At 39.9% G+C, this 15,081-nt stretch carries 14 protein-coding genes; 2 read left to right on the forward strand and 12 right to left on the reverse strand.

Going from position 1 to position 15,081, the window contains the following annotated elements; all coding sequences use genetic code 11:
• Nucleotides 1–54 precede the first annotated feature (54 nt).
• The 4 genes from ABE099_RS12765 to bcp all read right to left on the reverse strand — a co-directional run bounded on the left by ABE099_RS12765 (nucleotide 55) and on the right by bcp (nucleotide 3,140).
• On the reverse strand, nucleotides 55–1,254 hold the full coding sequence (locus ABE099_RS12765) for a polysaccharide deacetylase family protein (protein WP_430031224.1): 1,200 nt from the start codon (nucleotides 1,252–1,254) through the stop codon (nucleotides 55–57).
• Between the two features lie 76 nt (nucleotides 1,255–1,330).
• Nucleotides 1,331–1,753, reverse strand: a complete 423-nt coding sequence (locus ABE099_RS12770; protein WP_430031226.1) for an N-acetyltransferase — start codon at nucleotides 1,751–1,753, stop codon at nucleotides 1,331–1,333.
• A gap of 412 nt (nucleotides 1,754–2,165) precedes the next feature.
• Nucleotides 2,166–2,426: a CD3324 family protein gene (locus ABE099_RS12775; protein WP_430031228.1), complete on the reverse strand. Its 261-nt coding sequence runs from the start codon at nucleotides 2,424–2,426 to the stop codon at nucleotides 2,166–2,168.
• Nucleotides 2,427–2,651: 225 nt separating this feature from the next.
• Nucleotides 2,652–3,140, reverse strand: a complete 489-nt coding sequence (gene bcp / locus ABE099_RS12780) for a thioredoxin-dependent thiol peroxidase (protein WP_430031231.1) — start codon at nucleotides 3,138–3,140, stop codon at nucleotides 2,652–2,654.
• A 109-nt stretch (nucleotides 3,141–3,249) separates the two neighbouring features.
• Here bcp and ABE099_RS12785 point away from each other — a divergent pair, with 109 nt between their 5' ends.
• Nucleotides 3,250–4,365: an LCP family protein gene (locus ABE099_RS12785; protein ID WP_430031234.1), complete on the forward strand. Its 1,116-nt coding sequence runs from the start codon at nucleotides 3,250–3,252 to the stop codon at nucleotides 4,363–4,365.
• Between the two features lie 87 nt (nucleotides 4,366–4,452).
• Nucleotides 4,453–5,769 (forward strand): glutamate-1-semialdehyde 2,1-aminomutase, encoded by a 1,317-nt coding sequence (locus ABE099_RS12790; protein WP_430031236.1) that lies wholly within the window; start codon nucleotides 4,453–4,455, stop codon nucleotides 5,767–5,769.
• 150 nt (nucleotides 5,770–5,919) lie between these two features.
• Here ABE099_RS12790 and ABE099_RS12795 read toward each other — a convergent pair whose 3' ends face one another.
• The 8 genes from ABE099_RS12795 to ABE099_RS12830 all read right to left on the reverse strand — a co-directional run bounded on the left by ABE099_RS12795 (nucleotide 5,920) and on the right by ABE099_RS12830 (nucleotide 15,078).
• A complete protein-coding gene (locus ABE099_RS12795) occupies nucleotides 5,920–6,450 on the reverse strand; it encodes a hypothetical protein (RefSeq protein ID WP_430031239.1) in 531 nt (176 codons plus the stop codon).
• A gap of 185 nt (nucleotides 6,451–6,635) precedes the next feature.
• Nucleotides 6,636–8,552, reverse strand: coding sequence for an S-layer homology domain-containing protein (locus ABE099_RS12800; RefSeq protein ID WP_430031241.1), 1,917 nt, complete (start codon nucleotides 8,550–8,552; stop codon nucleotides 6,636–6,638).
• Between the two features lie 111 nt (nucleotides 8,553–8,663).
• Entirely contained in the window at nucleotides 8,664–9,944 is a 1,281-nt protein-coding gene (locus tag ABE099_RS12805) for a GDSL-type esterase/lipase family protein (RefSeq protein WP_430031243.1), read from the reverse strand.
• Between the two features lie 178 nt (nucleotides 9,945–10,122).
• A complete protein-coding gene (locus tag ABE099_RS12810) occupies nucleotides 10,123–10,983 on the reverse strand; it encodes an inositol monophosphatase family protein (RefSeq protein WP_430031245.1) in 861 nt (286 codons plus the stop codon).
• Nucleotides 10,984–11,657: 674 nt separating this feature from the next.
• Nucleotides 11,658–12,428 (reverse strand): enoyl-ACP reductase FabI, encoded by a 771-nt coding sequence (fabI, locus tag ABE099_RS12815; protein ID WP_430031247.1) that lies wholly within the window; start codon nucleotides 12,426–12,428, stop codon nucleotides 11,658–11,660.
• Between the two features lie 71 nt (nucleotides 12,429–12,499).
• Nucleotides 12,500–13,501, reverse strand: coding sequence for a UV DNA damage repair endonuclease UvsE (gene uvsE, locus ABE099_RS12820; RefSeq protein WP_430031250.1), 1,002 nt, complete (start codon nucleotides 13,499–13,501; stop codon nucleotides 12,500–12,502).
• A 3-nt stretch (nucleotides 13,502–13,504) separates the two neighbouring features.
• Nucleotides 13,505–13,822 carry a hypothetical protein gene (locus ABE099_RS12825; protein WP_210089762.1) on the reverse strand — a complete coding sequence of 106 codons (318 nt, stop codon included), beginning with the start codon at nucleotides 13,820–13,822 and terminating at the stop codon, nucleotides 13,505–13,507.
• 140 nt (nucleotides 13,823–13,962) lie between these two features.
• Nucleotides 13,963–15,078, reverse strand: coding sequence for a D-alanine--D-alanine ligase (locus tag ABE099_RS12830; protein ID WP_430031252.1), 1,116 nt, complete (start codon nucleotides 15,076–15,078; stop codon nucleotides 13,963–13,965).
• Between the last annotated feature and the right edge of the window lie 3 nt (nucleotides 15,079–15,081).

A 15,081-nucleotide genomic window follows, 5' to 3' on the forward strand; every position in this document is an offset into this window, starting at 1 on the left:
GAATCACACTATTAAGTAGTGTTACCAATGGTAGAAGGAAATAGACACACGATTTTAAAACGCCTTAACTATCGTTTCCTGTGGGTTAACTTTAACAGATTTGATATCATGTCCACTTGCCGCAAGTAAAACACGTAGAGATACCCAATGTGTATCGTTTTTATTATCGACGGTGGTTGAATACGTTACTCTTCCTTTATTATGTGACTCTGCAACAAGGCTACCCTGCTCAGGATAAAGGGTTAGCTTCGAGTCTCCCCACATTACAGTCACCGTCTTCGTGATGCTATCCCACATTACCTCTCCCCCTAAACGCTCCATCATCGCACGGATCGGCACTTGATAACGACCACCTTCAAATTCATATTCTCCTGCCGCCAGCTTAGTTTGAATCCCTCCTGCCTCAACATGTAATGGATTAGAAGTCGTAAACAACGCTGCGTTAGGAATAATGTTACGCGTAATCCATTCCTGCGATGGGGAAGTGGAATCACTATACTTTTGAGTGGAGGAAACGGTAAACTGAACAGGCTTCATCCCTGCATTTAGCGTCCCAAAGGAATAACCTTGCTGTTTATAGTATTTAATAATGGCAGGTAATGCCTTTACCGTCTCTTGATGACCTGCACCATCATGCATAAGTACAACCATTTCATTTTTCAACTGGGAAGAAGTAATGTTTTTGATAATTTCAGCAGCGGGGACACCTCTTCGCTTAGAATCACCACTATCTACATCCCAGTCAAACACCTTATAACCTGCTTGGGCTAGTAAGGAAAAAGTTTGCTTATTGAAATGACCATACGTTCCACCTGGGGCTCGAAGTAAAGCAGGCCGTTTATCGGTAATCTCCCTAACAATTTCTTCTGTCTGTTTAATCTGCTTCCAAAATTGTCCGAAATGCTTATATAGCTCACTATAATTATGGTTAAACGTATGATTGCCGATGACATGACCACCGTCTGCAATTTGTCTAATGATTTCTGGAGAGGTTTTGGCTTGACTACCTAATACAAAAAAGGTCGCTTGGATTTTGTGCTGAGCTAAAATAGTTAACACATCTGGAGTTAGCTTACTTGGTCCATCGTCAAACGTTAAGTAGACGATTTTGGGATTGCTTTTTGTATTTGAAGCTGCTTGCGCCTTGGCAAACAGCTTGTCTGCTTGAGAGGAAAAAACGAGGATGGAAATGATCATAACGATGACACTTTTTACGATGAACGACTTCGACTGTTTATTCATATTTTTATTCATATATTCTACCTCCGCTCTTTTGATAGAGTATATGAATTGTGCTAGAGAAATAGACTATATGAAATTACGTCGTTTTCTACTTTTCCCATACCATGAAATATTCCTGTTGCTGCGTATCTTCATTTTGTTTTGTTTGCTTAATTTGAAAACCATTTTTTTCATAAAACTTCACAGCACTTTCATTTTCCACATACACATCTAACGCTAAGGAACAATATTTCTGTTTACACGCTTCAATCAGAGCACGACCAATCCCTTGACCTTGATATTGCTTATCTACAAATAAACCTGCGATATAAGATTGCTCTACAATCCCGATAAATCCCTTCACAACCTCTTCCTCATAAATCAATATCTCTGCATCAAACAATGCACCTTTTACGGCCTCAAAGTTGTCCTTCCAAAAGGACGCAGGCACAAATGGATGCGCATCTATATTCGTCTCAAGCCAAATTGACATAACCTGATCTAGTTTCGAGTGCTCAAATGGTTTAATCATAATTATTAACCTCCTACTTTCATAAATATTAACCCTATAACTAGGTGAGTCCCCAATATAACAAATCCGAGGAATCATTCTCAAGCTACAAGTTAATTCTGTGTTAATTAGGCTCTATTTAGAAATTAGCACTTGATAACGACTGGAGGCATGTAGCTACGCTCCAGAGCGTTCTTGCGATTGTTGTTAAAATGAACTTCCTTTTATTGAAGTATATTTAATGGATGGAAGTTAATTTTAAGAGACAATCTTAAGAATCGCTCTGTCTCTTCGCTCATTCGGTTAGCGTCAAGCACTAATTATCCTTTATGTAATATTCAATTTGATTATAAAGAAAGGAGACTCTACCTTTGGAACAACGTTCCGTTTGCAGAATCCCCTTTAGGTTAATAATACTTATACCATTCCCAATCTAACGATATATTATTTTCTTCACCGCATAGATGGAGATAAAATATGTCTCTGCTAATTGTTCAATAGTAGCGCCTTGCTGATAGGCGGCGATAATCTTTTGATTTCTCAGATCAAGCTCTTTTCTAATCCCCGATCGCTCTCCCCAGCCTTTGCGTTTTTCCTTCTTCACTGGAATATATAAATACCCACCATGCATATAGTTTTGTATTTCCTCGATCAAGCTTTCGGGGAGAATAAGCTTTGCGTTTGTATATTTCATTGTTTGGCTTCCTTCCTTGATTAAATTCATCAAGTTGCAAAGCCAGTAATGAGTTAAAAGCGACTTCATTACTCCATGCAGATGTCGCTACCTCTATGGCCTTGCATGGAGCCTTACCAATCTAAAATGGACTACCATACCGTTCACCACCTTTATGATATTTCAAACAACACTTTGGATTGTGGCATGTGCTCTCTAAGCATCGTTAAAGTTTTTTTATTAGAGTCATTTATTAGAGTGATTTAGTTCCTTTACTGCTTCTACCACTTCTTCTACGTGTCCTTTGACAGATACTTTACGCCATTCCTTAACTAGCACACCTGCTTCGTCGATAAGAAAGGTAGAGCGAACAATGCCCTCATATTCACGTCCATACATCTTTTTAAGCTGCCACACTCCAAATTGCTCACTTACGACATGCTCTTCATCAGATAACAACGGAAAGGTGAGCGTATGCTTTGCTACAAATTTATCATGACTGCTTACTTTATCTCCACTAATTCCAAGCACGACAGTGTTAAGCTCAGCAAAGATTGCACTTTGATCTCTAAAATCACATGCCTCTTGTGTACAACCTGGTGTAGCATCCTTTGGATAAAAATAAATCACTACATTTTTTCCTTTAAAGCTGTATAGTGAAATGGATTCTCCACCTGATGCTGGCAGGGTAAAATCAGGAACAACTTGTCCAATCGTAATTTGATGGTCTGACATAAACGCAAACACTCCTTCATAGTTATTTTTAAAATTGCTTGTAAGTGTAAAAAAAATTATACTAACATAGTAGTATTTTATCGTTTTTATGCGAAAGGAACGAATTTTAATGACAAAACGCTCGAAAAAAGTCATAATCTGGTCCATTGCTGGTGTACTTACAGTAATTTTGGCTGGGTTAGCCTACTATTTTATCGCAATTTATAACCAAGTAGATAATTTCAAAAAAGAAGGTAAAGATTCCCCCTTCTATAAAGTTCAGCCAACCGATGTCAAAGTGCCTGAGCCACCAAAATGGGAAGGTACAGAACGTGTTAACATTTTGTTAATGGGTGTAGATGCGCGTGGACTGCAAAAAGGCGAGATCCCTCGCTCTGATACGATGCTAGTTGCCTCCATTGATCCTGTTACAAAACGTGGTTCCCTCTTCTCTATTATGCGTGATACGTACACCAAAATACCAGAGCATGGCACAGAAAGAATAAATGCTGCGATTACACATGGCCCTAACACGGCGATGCAAGCGGTATCTGATTTATTAGGCATCCCGATTCAGTACTATGTTTATACTGACTTCCAAGGCTTTATTGCGTTAGTTGATGCTGTTGATGGCGTTGATTTTTATGTTGAAAAAAATATGAAATATACAAGTAAAGCAGATAAACATGAATATGATATTGATCTTAAAAAGGGCATGCAGCATTTAGATGGTAAAACAGCGCTACAATATGTACGCTTCCGTCACGATAGGATGAGTGACTATAGTCGAACTGAACGTCAACGTAACTTCCTACAAGCCATAACGAAAAAGCTAAAATCAACGACGACGATTATGAATTTACCTAACATATTAGAAAAAGTAAATCCTTATATCGATACAAACTTATCTGTTAATGATATGTGGAAGCTTGCTACAATTGCCTATGATGGTACAATGACTGCAAGTGAACAAATTCCACCGATGTCCCTTTTAGTAGAAAAAACAGTAGGTGGCGCACAAGTGTTAGGCGTCCGAGATGAGGAAGAACTGAAAGCCTTTGTTCAAGAACAGCTAAATAAAACAGAGGATATTAACAAGCAGGAAGAACAGTCTGAGGACAGCAACGGTACAGTAAATAAGATGACCGATAATAATAACGCAAATCAAACAAAGGGTAGTGGCTCAAATGGCAGCTCATCCCCCGACTCATCGAAGTCAGGAACAGCCCCCTCCTCTTCACCTTAATGTATTAGTGTGTTAAGTATAGACAGAGGCAGGTGTCACTTTAGCAATTTTGTTCGTAAACCCAAGTGAGAAAGGAAGTTTTTTGAAATGAATCGCAGTCAATCAGAACATCTTCACGCTGAAGCATTGAAGCATATTGTAGGAGGTGTCAATAGTCCTTCTCGATCCTTCAAGGCGGTGGGTGGCGGAGCACCTGTATTTATGAGCAAGGCTCAAGGTGCTCATTTCTGGGACGTGGATGGCAATCGTTATGTAGACTACTTAGCAGCATATGGTCCAATTATTACTGGACATGCTCACCCTCATATTACCGAAGCGATTACAAAGGCAGCCGCTAACGGTGTATTGTATGGCACACCAACTGAGCTTGAAATCAAGCTGGCGATGATGCTTAAAGAGGCGATCCCTTCTATGGACAAGGTTCGTTTCGTGAACTCAGGCACAGAAGCTGTCATGACCACAATTCGTGTGGCTCGTGCTTTTACGAAGCGGAATAAAATTATTAAATTTGCTGGCTGCTACCATGGTCATTCTGACCTTGTATTGGTTGCCGCTGGTTCTGGACCCTCTACGTTAGGCATTCCTGATAGTGCAGGAATTCCAGCAAGCTTAGCACAAGAGGTCATTACTGTTCCATTTAACGATGCAGATGCCCTACAAGCTGCATTAAGCAAATGGAGTGATGATGTCGCAGCAGTGATGGTTGAACCGATTGTAGGCAATTTTGGCATGGTCATGCCTAAGGCGGGCTTCTTAGAGGATGTGTGTCGTCTAGCTCATGCTAACGGATCTTTAGTCATTTACGATGAGGTGATTACCGCCTTCCGTTTCCATTATGGATCTACACAGACTTACGCTGGACTTGCTAATCATAAAGAAATCACCCCTGATCTAACTGCATTAGGTAAAATTATTGGTGGTGGATTACCGATTGGTGCTTACGGTGGTAGCAAGGAAATTATGGAGCAGGTTGCCCCACTAGGCCCAACCTATCAAGCAGGTACGATGGCAGGAAACCCTGCTTCGATCTCATCAGGGATTGCTTGCTTAGAAGTGTTACAGCAGCCAGGTGTATACGATGAAATGGAACGTTTAGCTACTCGCTTAACGACAGGTTTAGCAGAATCAGCAGGTCGTCATAACATTGATTTAACCATTAACCAAATTCGTGGTGCTTTCTCTACGCATTTCTGCAATCATCCTGTTACAAACTACGATGAAGCACAAGATACAAGCAGCGAGCAATTTGCTTCCTTCTTCCGTCATATGTTAGACCGAGGTGTCAACCTAGCCCCTTCTAAGTATGAAGCGTGGTTCCTAACTACGGCGCATACTGATGAAGATATTGATTTCACGCTTGAGGCAGCTGAGGCTTCCTTTAAGGCGATGAAGTCGGAGTTTTAATGCCGTTTAAGGAATAACATAAAATTTGAGACTAACTATTATAAGTCGCCAAAAAACTAGATTGTATCAGATATTCACGTCAGGAGAGCTGCTCGTTAGGAGCAATCCACGTGTAATCGTGTGTAATCTGGTTTTAAAGGCGATCTTTTTTTATTCATTTGGCACAAAATAACGACCAAACCTATTTCGCATCATTTTTTGTGTCTCCAGTGCCTCATCGTAAGAAGATCCCGATACGATATAATAGATCAAATCTTTATTTTCTGCCAATCTGGTTCCAATATTAATATGCTCAAAGGAGTCATCAAACCAGATAAGTCCTAAATTATCATAAGAATCGAAAAGCTTTACTTGCTTGTAGTAAGTTAGGCTACTCACATTAATCCCTTTTATTTTTTCTGTAATGTAAATATCAAATGTCTCTTTCTCTTTAGTAAACTCCAAATTATCTATAATGATTTTGCCCTTAAATTTGTGTTGTTTGAACAATGGCTGGTACAGCACCCCTGAAACTTTAATTGAGGTTTGTTGTGTGGAAGTAGAGTCATTTTCATAAAAGCTTACTGCTGAGACTATGATGTCTATTTTTTTAGGAAATTGATAAAAGCTAAGGAAAATTATCGTTATGATTGCTAAAACAATAATGAAAGGAATTGATTTTTTAAGTATCCTTAATTTCATTACCCACCTTCCATCCCTTCAGCACTTTTAGTAAAAACTTTTCAATGAATCACTCAACTTGAGAAATCTATATTGTTATCGTATCCCAGATATTGGTTTTATTCAACGACATCTCTTTATATAACGCTTTTTATTTTATGTAAAAAAGACAGATCACAGTTATACTGGAATCTGTCTTTTCACCCCTACTCCAATGGCGTAGTTTCGGCTTGTGTAGATGGAGTAGTATAGTTTACTTTGTATACGACTTCGGTAGACTTACCGTATTTATTTGTCGCAACAAATTTAAAAATATTTTCGCCTTGTGTTAAGTTGGCAGTGTAGGATTTGCTGTAAGTAGATAATTTCTCGTCATTCAAATAAAGATTTACGCTGGGATCATTAGCATCTGATAAATTCCAGCTAATTGTAATTCTCTGAGATGTGGTGGTCTCTGGGGCATGCGTTAGTGCAAAAGTAGGCGCTGGCGGCTCAAACGTAATACTTTTTGTTACTTCTGTCGTTTTACCGAGCTTATTTACACTTTTCACCTTAATCGTATTGATCCCAGGTTGCAGATTAATGAACGTAGATTTACTATAGCTGCTCTGTTCCTCTTCATTAACATAAACTGTTGGAGAAATATCGTTAGCATCCTTAACTGACCACGTGAGTTTAATAGACTCTTTAGTACTTATTTCAGGTACGTCCCCTACAACTAAAGCTGAACCGCCTACATTAAAGGTAACAGATTTGACTACTGTTGTTGTCTTCCCTGAATTATTAGTGGCTTTAACTGTAATTTGATTGAGTCCTTCCTTCAATTGAACTGAAGTCGAATTCCTATAAGTGGACTGCTTCTCACCATTCACATACACGACTGGAGAAATATCGTTTTTATCCTTGACTGTCCAGTTCACAGTGATTGATTCTTTATCTGTTGTTTCAGGTACATTTTCAACCGACAATGTTGGGCCACCTGTTGTTAATATAACTTGCTTTTTCACTTCAACAAATTTTCCGTCTGAATTTTCCGCACGAACAATAATCGTGTTGCTACCTTCCTGAAGCTGAACCGTGGTGGATGAAGCACTACCCCACTGCTTATCTCCATTTACATACACAGTTATATTACCGTTATTAGCGTCCTTGGCGGTCCAAGATACCTTGACCGATTTATTATCAGTTTGCTCTGGAACCCCTTTAACCTCTAATGTTGGTCCACCCTTTTCAAATACTACCTTTTTCGTTACTGTTTCCGTTTTACCACCAGGGATACGGGCAACGATAGTGAACGTATATGTTCCTTCTTGCTCTAGCTTAACCGCCCAGCGGAATTGACCTTGGACAACCTCAACTGGTTTGTTGTTGATAGATACGGACGCGCCCTTATTTACGTCACCAGTGACATACACCGTAGATGTAGAGGTTTTCTCATGTACATCCACATTTAATTCCAATGTAGCTTTGCTGTCTCCAGAAGCGCCTTTAAGTACACGATAAATGAGAGCGGCTGCTTCTGCACGGCTAACAGGAGCATTTGGCTTTAAGGTAAAGTCCTCATAACCAGTCAAAAGCTTCTTTTCAACCGCAATACCCATATAGGTTTCCAAATTAGGAGACACTTCATTACCGTCGTAATAATAATCTAAAATATTTGGATTCTTTAGATCATCTGGCTGATAGTTCATCGTTTTCACCAGCGCAACGGCAACATCCTCACGTGTTGCTTTAGCAGTTGGATCAAAAAAGGCTTGGCCATTTGGCGGATAATATCCAGTCAAGAAATCCTTGGATGCCTCAATTGCGGAAAAAGACCAACGGGATTTGCCCACATCACGATACGATTGTTCAATATCCTCTGCTGGAATATCAAGATAAAATGCCAACATAAGTAGCTGAGCGAACTGTTCACGCGTCACTGGCTCAGCAGGCTTAAATGTTTTATCCTCAAAGCCTTTAATTACACCTAGCTGAACTAAACTATGAATTTCATCCTTAGCCCAATATGTATAACTTACATCTCTAAAAATATAATAGCTTTTCGCGTAAGCTGAGACACTTGGAATCATAAGTGAAAATACTAATACCATTAGTAATATTTTTATTTTGGATTTTTTCATTCCTTCTCCTCCATTTTCTTTAATAGGGACTATTTTACTATAAACTACTCTATTCGTCGATAAAAATAGGAGGATCGGATCATCTAGCAATGATTAAAGCTCTTAATTTATTTAAAATATAAACACCGTTTTCATATGGTCACTATATTTCATTTTTAAGCCTAATTGCTCTGTAATCCATTGTAACGAGATATAGGTTATTGCACCTTGCTTTACTTGCCTGCCTTGCTCTCCTTTGTTGCCTTGTTTGCTATTTTTGCTATCGATTAATAACGCATGATCTTGCTCTTCAATATGATTCGTACGTTCCATTGTTGTTACCTCTTGAAGCAGCTCTTTGCCTTCAAATTGTATGCTGATGCTTTTAGTCGTATTTTTCCAACCTACACTTCCACCTAATCCGTTTATTAGCTCTGACACAGGCACATAAATAACTCCATTAGCAAATAAAGGAGATAACACAGGGGTTAATTTCAACTCATGTCCCCTAAAAACGATAGCTAGTGGTGATTTTCCTTTACTCCCAGCCGTATCTAAATAGTTCCCCCAGATTAACGAGCTTATCTCCTTAGCAATAAGCTGATATCCCTCTTGATTCGGATGAATATCACGATGGGTATCAATATGTGTATAAACAGACTCCTTCCCTTTAAACAGGTTAGCTAAATGCACGACCTTCACCTGCCTATTGTTTTTGCGAAATTGGCTTGCTACCGTTTCCGTTGATTCGCTAAATTGCTTCATGCTGTCCTGTAAAAATGGATATAAGAAGCCTACTGTCTTTTGAGGAATTGGCTGATATTGATCCGCAACAACAATTTTGGCTGTAGGATTTATGGCATAAATAGTTTCAATTATTTTTTGTAAGTTTTGTTTATAAGCAGCTATGGCAGCATTTACGTCTGACTTGAATTGTGTAAGGTTAGATAATTTAAGCCTTGTTATTACCTGAACTAAATCATTTCCACCAATCGTAATTGTGATTACATCTGCGTCTATTAATTTTTGTCTGTTTGTACTAATCCCCTTGGCAAGCTCAACTATACGATCATCATTCAGATTTGCCTGAATAGATTCCGCAGTAACCACCTTACCATTCTGCAATGCGGTCACGTAATTTAATAGACCATTGCTTGTTAAACCAACTACACCTAAATTAATTGCCTTTGTCTCATTATGGAACCAGCCTTGTTCCTCCAGCCGCTCCACAAAGCCATAAGTATCAAAGCCAAGCTCACGATCAGGTTCAAAACCCGCAGTTATGGAATCTCCTAAGGCTACAATGGTGTATGGTTTTAAGTCCGATGCAAGTATAGCTGATGGGATCATCATGTTTGTTACTATTACAATGACTATAATGAGCGAAAATAGCTTTCTTTTTAAATTTAGCAAAATTAGACCCGCTCCTTTTGAACAGAGTTTTGAGTATAAACACTAAAAATAAACGCCCCATAGCAACTACAGGACGTTTACTTTGGTTTTAACAATGATCGGAAGAACCCTCTGTCTTGTAGCCTTCCACCTCTATTATTGTCAACCCCCTAATTTTGATTAGATCCTTTTAAAATAATTACAAACCAGTCGCACCCGCGGCTTCAATTTTCTGCACCAGTTCATCATGAATTTTGCCATTGGTTGCAATCAAGTTACGAACACCTAGATGAAAATCGTTGCCTAACGTATCAGTTACTTTACCGCCAGATTCTTGAACGAGCAACACACCTGCTGCAATATCCCAAGAGTTTAAACCTACCTCGTAATAGCCACTTAGCCTTCCAGCAGCCACATAAGCTAAATGCATCGCCGCAGAGCCCATCGCCCGCAAGCTACGCGTCTGATCCGCTAAAGCATTAATCGCCTTCATATTCAAAGGCAATGCATAATCACGATCGGGATTGAAGCCAATCGCTAGTACGCTGTCGCTTACCTTTTGCTCAACAGAGACTTCAGACTTTACGCCATGGATATAAGCACCTTTGCCCTTTTCAGCGACAAACAATTCATCACGCATCGGGTCATAAATGACACCAACAATTAACTCGCCTTTATACGCAAGGGCAATCGATACACAAAAATAAGGAAAACCTTGCACAAAGTTGGTCGTTCCATCAATCGGATCAACAATCCATAAATATTCTGCATCAAGTGCATTTTGTAACGCCTCAATGGATGCTGCTGAACCTGGCTCTACACCTTCTTCACCAAGAATCGTATGATCGGGAAAATGGGTTAGAATTAAATTACGGATCATTGTTTCCGCACCTTTGTCCACATCTGTAACTAAATCCTGTGACGAAAACTTCGTAGATAATTCCTTCACTGCGCCTAAACGACTCTTAATCCATTCTCCTGTTTTAGCTGCACTATTAATCGCCACAGCAGTTGGACTTTTACTTCCTACTACATAAGGAACCTTATCAATTAAATCCAATGCTCTCACTCTACTTTCTATAGTAAACTTGAATTTCAAAACAATATTTTGGCTCTATTTAAAAATTAGTACTTGACTACGATAGGAGTCTGATAGCTACGCTCCAGAGCGTTCTTGCGATTGTGTTAAAATCATATTCCTTTTTATTAAAGTCTATTTATGGATGGAATTTGATTTTAAGAGACAATCTTCAGAATCGCTCTGTCTCTTCGCTAGTTTGGGTTAGCGATCAAGAACTAATTTCAAGATTGAGCCAATATTTTTAAGAAAATAATAACATTAAATTTCTAACACTCTTAAATTTTTCAAAAATTTCTAGGTCATTTTAAAATCAGAACTAGACAATAAGCTAACTTAGCAAGGAGCAGGTCACTTGAGGTCCAATTTCATCAGCTCAACACATTTTTAAAAAACGTGGAACCTTAGCAGCGGTTGATACTCTCTGCTACGTAGCCTCTTACCTCTTAGATTGTCTAGTATTGATTATAGTATTGAGCCAATTTCCAATCATAATCTCTCTATTAAATATACGTTAAAAGAGTTTCAAAGTTGACGTCCTTTGTCTGTACTACGACATAAAAAAGGCGTTCTGGCTCTATTTGCACAAAAAGCCCGTACCCTTTCATAAGCAATGCCTACCTTGGGACGAACTTTTAATGTGCTAGTATGGGGTATTAAGCCCCTACAATATTATATCCACCATCTACAAAAATAACTTCACCAGTAATCCCTCTGGAAAGCTGACTCATTAGGAACATCGCTGTATCTCCAACCTCAGCCACCTCTGTTGTACGACGAAGTGGTGCTTTTTCTTCCACCTGCTTCAAAATAGAATTGAAGTCGCTAATTCCTTTAGCGGCAAGGGTACGAATTGGTCCAGCGGAAATCGCATTAACACGAATATTTTGAGGACCAAGGTCATTTGCTAAATAACGGACAGACGATTCAAGTGCTGCTTTTGCCACACCCATCACGTTATAGTTACGCATTACACGTTCAGCACCCATATACGTCATTGTTAAGATGCTGCCGCCTTCGGTCATTAATGGAGCCAATTTTGCAGCGACTGCCACTAATGAATATACGCTAATGTTTTGGGCAAGGGCAAAGCCATCACGAGATGTCTCCACGAAACCACCTGCTAAATCCTCTGCTTTAGCAAAGGCAATGCTGTGTACAAGACCATGTAACACACCAAATTCATCCTTGAGCTTCGCTGCTAACGTATCAATTTCGCTATCCTCTGCCACGTTACAAGGTAAAATAACAGACCCTGGAATAGTGTCGGCTAGTTTACGTACACGACCTTCTACACGTTCACTCTCGTATGTAAAGGCAAGACGTGCTCCTTGAGCAGCTAAGCTTTGAGCAATCGCCCATGCGATACTGCGATCGTTGGCAACACCCATTACAATAATATTTTTTCCAGCTAATAAGTTACTCATCAAAACGCCTCCTCTTTTGCTTTATTTCAAAGCAATGCTTGTGTCCAACTTACCGTATTTACAGCTTATTTTCAACCTTTAATCACTATGGTTGCCTCATCTATAATCTCAACGCCCTCATTATGAAATTCCGCCAAATCCGCCATTAGAGTAAATAAAGCCCCATCCTTAAGCTTCGCCTCTAACATTACATCCACCTGCTTCGTAGTAGGTGCAATTTTGCGCAAAAAATCAAGCAAGGGAGTTACGATTACATGATCAGCATGTCCTCTAGGATCGCTTACACTTTTAGGGCTAGATGTATGAATTTTAGGAGGCAAAGGTTGATCAGGACTTGAACCAGCCTGAGCATAGGGGGTTGTCCATGTCTTAGCGATATCTTTCCATAGATCAGCTGGAGATTCCCCGTCATTGTTTACCCATTGATGGTGAATATCAAGCACCATAGGGATACCTAGCTTTTTACATATATCCAACGTTTCAACAGCGTTAAAGGTTTTATCATCATTTTCAAAGGTAAGCCTTTCCTTAATCTCATCAGGTAGTGCGGTGACATTCTCAATAAAACGCGACGCCGCCGAAGGCTTGTCTCCATAAGCGCCACCAACATGGATATTATTTTTAGCTTGTCCACTTAGACCCATCGCTTGGAGCATAGCGACATGATGCTCTAAGTCACGAATTGAGTTACGAAGCACCTCTGGTCTTGGTGTGCTTAGCACTGTGAAATGATCTGGATGAAAGGAAACTCGCATCTCATGCTTTTTTACGAAATCGCCAATCTCTTCAAAGGCGTCCTGCAGCACAGGATATGGATTCCAGTCCCCAAGCTCACCGTGTGTTGCAAGTGGAATAAGCTTCGAGGAAAATCGATACACCTGAATTCCATGTGCTGCATTATGCCTAAGCAAACGTAAGGTGTTATGCAGGTTCTCACGCGCAATTGACTCTAAACGTCGCAAAGCAGCGGCGCGATCCTCAATACCTTGAAACGTCTTGAACGTCATCGTTCTGGAGGGTGATGCATGCTGAACCGTAGTAGACATAGCGACATAACCAAATCGGACAATCACCTTTTACTCTGCCTCGCCAAAAAACATTTCATAAGCTAAAGCAGTTTGAATCGCTGCCTCTTCCTCCGTAAGCTTACGCACAAGCTGTAGCTCCACAGATGTAACCTCTTCGCCATTAAAATTAATTTCAGCAACACTCGCTGTAATTTTAACAATAGCAACTGCTTGATTATCTAGTGAATATGCAATCACCTTTTGGCCGGTTGGGTACACACGTAGACCTTTTTTGAGCATTTTTCCACGACCATACTCCAAAAGCTCATATAACTCTTGTTCATTTTTAAATTTACATACTGAATTAAACTCTGTGGCAAATCCCATGGATACTGCCTCCTTTTTGGTTTCTAGTGATGTGAATGAAGTGTGTCTACTATATTATCAGCAAATTTACGGCTACACTTGCCACGCTAGCTGGTATTACCCTAAAAATCTTAAGCAATCCCAAGAGTTTGCTTGTGTTCCTATGCAAGTAACTCCTTTTCAAAATGAAGCTCCTTACGAACGTTATAACGCTCCATCGCTAACGAAATAAGGCGATCGATTAATGCAGAATAACCTACCCCTGTCTCTCTCCATAGCAGTGGATACATACTATATGAGGTAAAGCCTGGCATTGTATTTACTTCGTTAATCCAAATTTGCCCAGTTGACTTCGTAATAAAGAAATCCGCTCGACAAAGCCCAGTACATGCCACTGCTTTAAAAGCGGCTACTGCCAAATCACGTACTGCATCAGCAACCTCAGTATCTAGTGGAGCGGGGATCAGCATTTGTGATTTCCCATCAATATATTTTGCTTGATAATCGTAGTATTCGCCCGAAGAAACAATTTCACCAGGTACAGAGGCTAATGGTTCATCATTCCCTAATACGCCAACTTCAACCTCTCGCGCATCAACAAATTCCTCAACGATGACCTTCAAGTCATATTTAAACGCATATAAAACCGCTTGCTCTAATTGCTCACGATTATTTGCTTTAGAGATACCTACGCTAGAACCAAGATTGGCTGGCTTGACAAAGCAAGGATAACCAAGCTCATCTTCCACCTGCTGGATGTAAGTATAACTGTTCGCTTGCCATTCTGAAGCGGTAAAATAACAATATTTACATTGCTCTAAGCCTGCTTCTGCAAAAAGCTTTTTCATGATTACTTTATCCATTCCTGCCGCAGATGCAAGCACACTTGCCCCAACATAAGGTAGGTCAGCCATTTCAAATAAGCCTTGAATTGTGCCATCCTCACCAAATGTACCATGTACCAATGGGAAAGCAACGTCAATCGCACCTTGACCTGTAGCTAGTTTGCTAAAAAGAAGCTCAATCGCTGTTGAGGTCTGATCTGAGCTCCCCTGATCCCCTTGATTCTCAAGCTTTAACTCCCCTAACTCATCAAAAGCTCTATTGCGTGGTTCCCCTACACGCCATTGTCCTTCCTTGGTCACATAAAATGGACGTAGCTCATATTTATCGTAATCAAATGCTGCGGCTACCGAAAATGCCGTTTGCAATGATACTTCATGTTCACCAGACTTACCACCGTAAATCAATCCAACCTTTAATTTATCCAAACCCATGTT

The sequence above is a fragment of the Paenibacillus turicensis genome (assembly GCF_050461185.1).
GTDB classification, from domain to species: domain Bacteria; phylum Bacillota; class Bacilli; order Paenibacillales; family Paenibacillaceae; genus Fontibacillus; species Fontibacillus turicensis_A.

Coding starts and splice junctions, on each gene's coding strand:
- ABE099_RS12765 (WP_430031224.1), bottom strand. CDS start 1,254: ATGAATAAAAATATGAATAAACAGTCGAAGTCGTTCATCGTAAAAAGT.
- ABE099_RS12770 (WP_430031226.1), bottom strand. CDS start 1,753: ATGATTAAACCATTTGAGCACTCGAAACTAGATCAGGTTATGTCAATT.
- ABE099_RS12775 (WP_430031228.1), bottom strand. CDS start 2,426: ATGAAATATACAAACGCAAAGCTTATTCTCCCCGAAAGCTTGATCGAG.
- bcp (WP_430031231.1), bottom strand. CDS start 3,140: ATGTCAGACCATCAAATTACGATTGGACAAGTTGTTCCTGATTTTACC.
- ABE099_RS12785 (WP_430031234.1), top strand. CDS start 3,250: ATGACAAAACGCTCGAAAAAAGTCATAATCTGGTCCATTGCTGGTGTA.
- ABE099_RS12790 (WP_430031236.1), top strand. CDS start 4,453: ATGAATCGCAGTCAATCAGAACATCTTCACGCTGAAGCATTGAAGCAT.
- ABE099_RS12795 (WP_430031239.1), bottom strand. CDS start 6,450: ATGAAATTAAGGATACTTAAAAAATCAATTCCTTTCATTATTGTTTTA.
- ABE099_RS12800 (WP_430031241.1), bottom strand. CDS start 8,552: ATGAAAAAATCCAAAATAAAAATATTACTAATGGTATTAGTATTTTCA.
- fabI (WP_430031247.1), bottom strand. CDS start 12,428: ATGAGTAACTTATTAGCTGGAAAAAATATTATTGTAATGGGTGTTGCC.
- ABE099_RS12825 (WP_210089762.1), bottom strand. CDS start 13,822: ATGGGATTTGCCACAGAGTTTAATTCAGTATGTAAATTTAAAAATGAA.
- ABE099_RS12830 (WP_430031252.1), bottom strand. CDS start 15,078: ATGGGTTTGGATAAATTAAAGGTTGGATTGATTTACGGTGGTAAGTCT.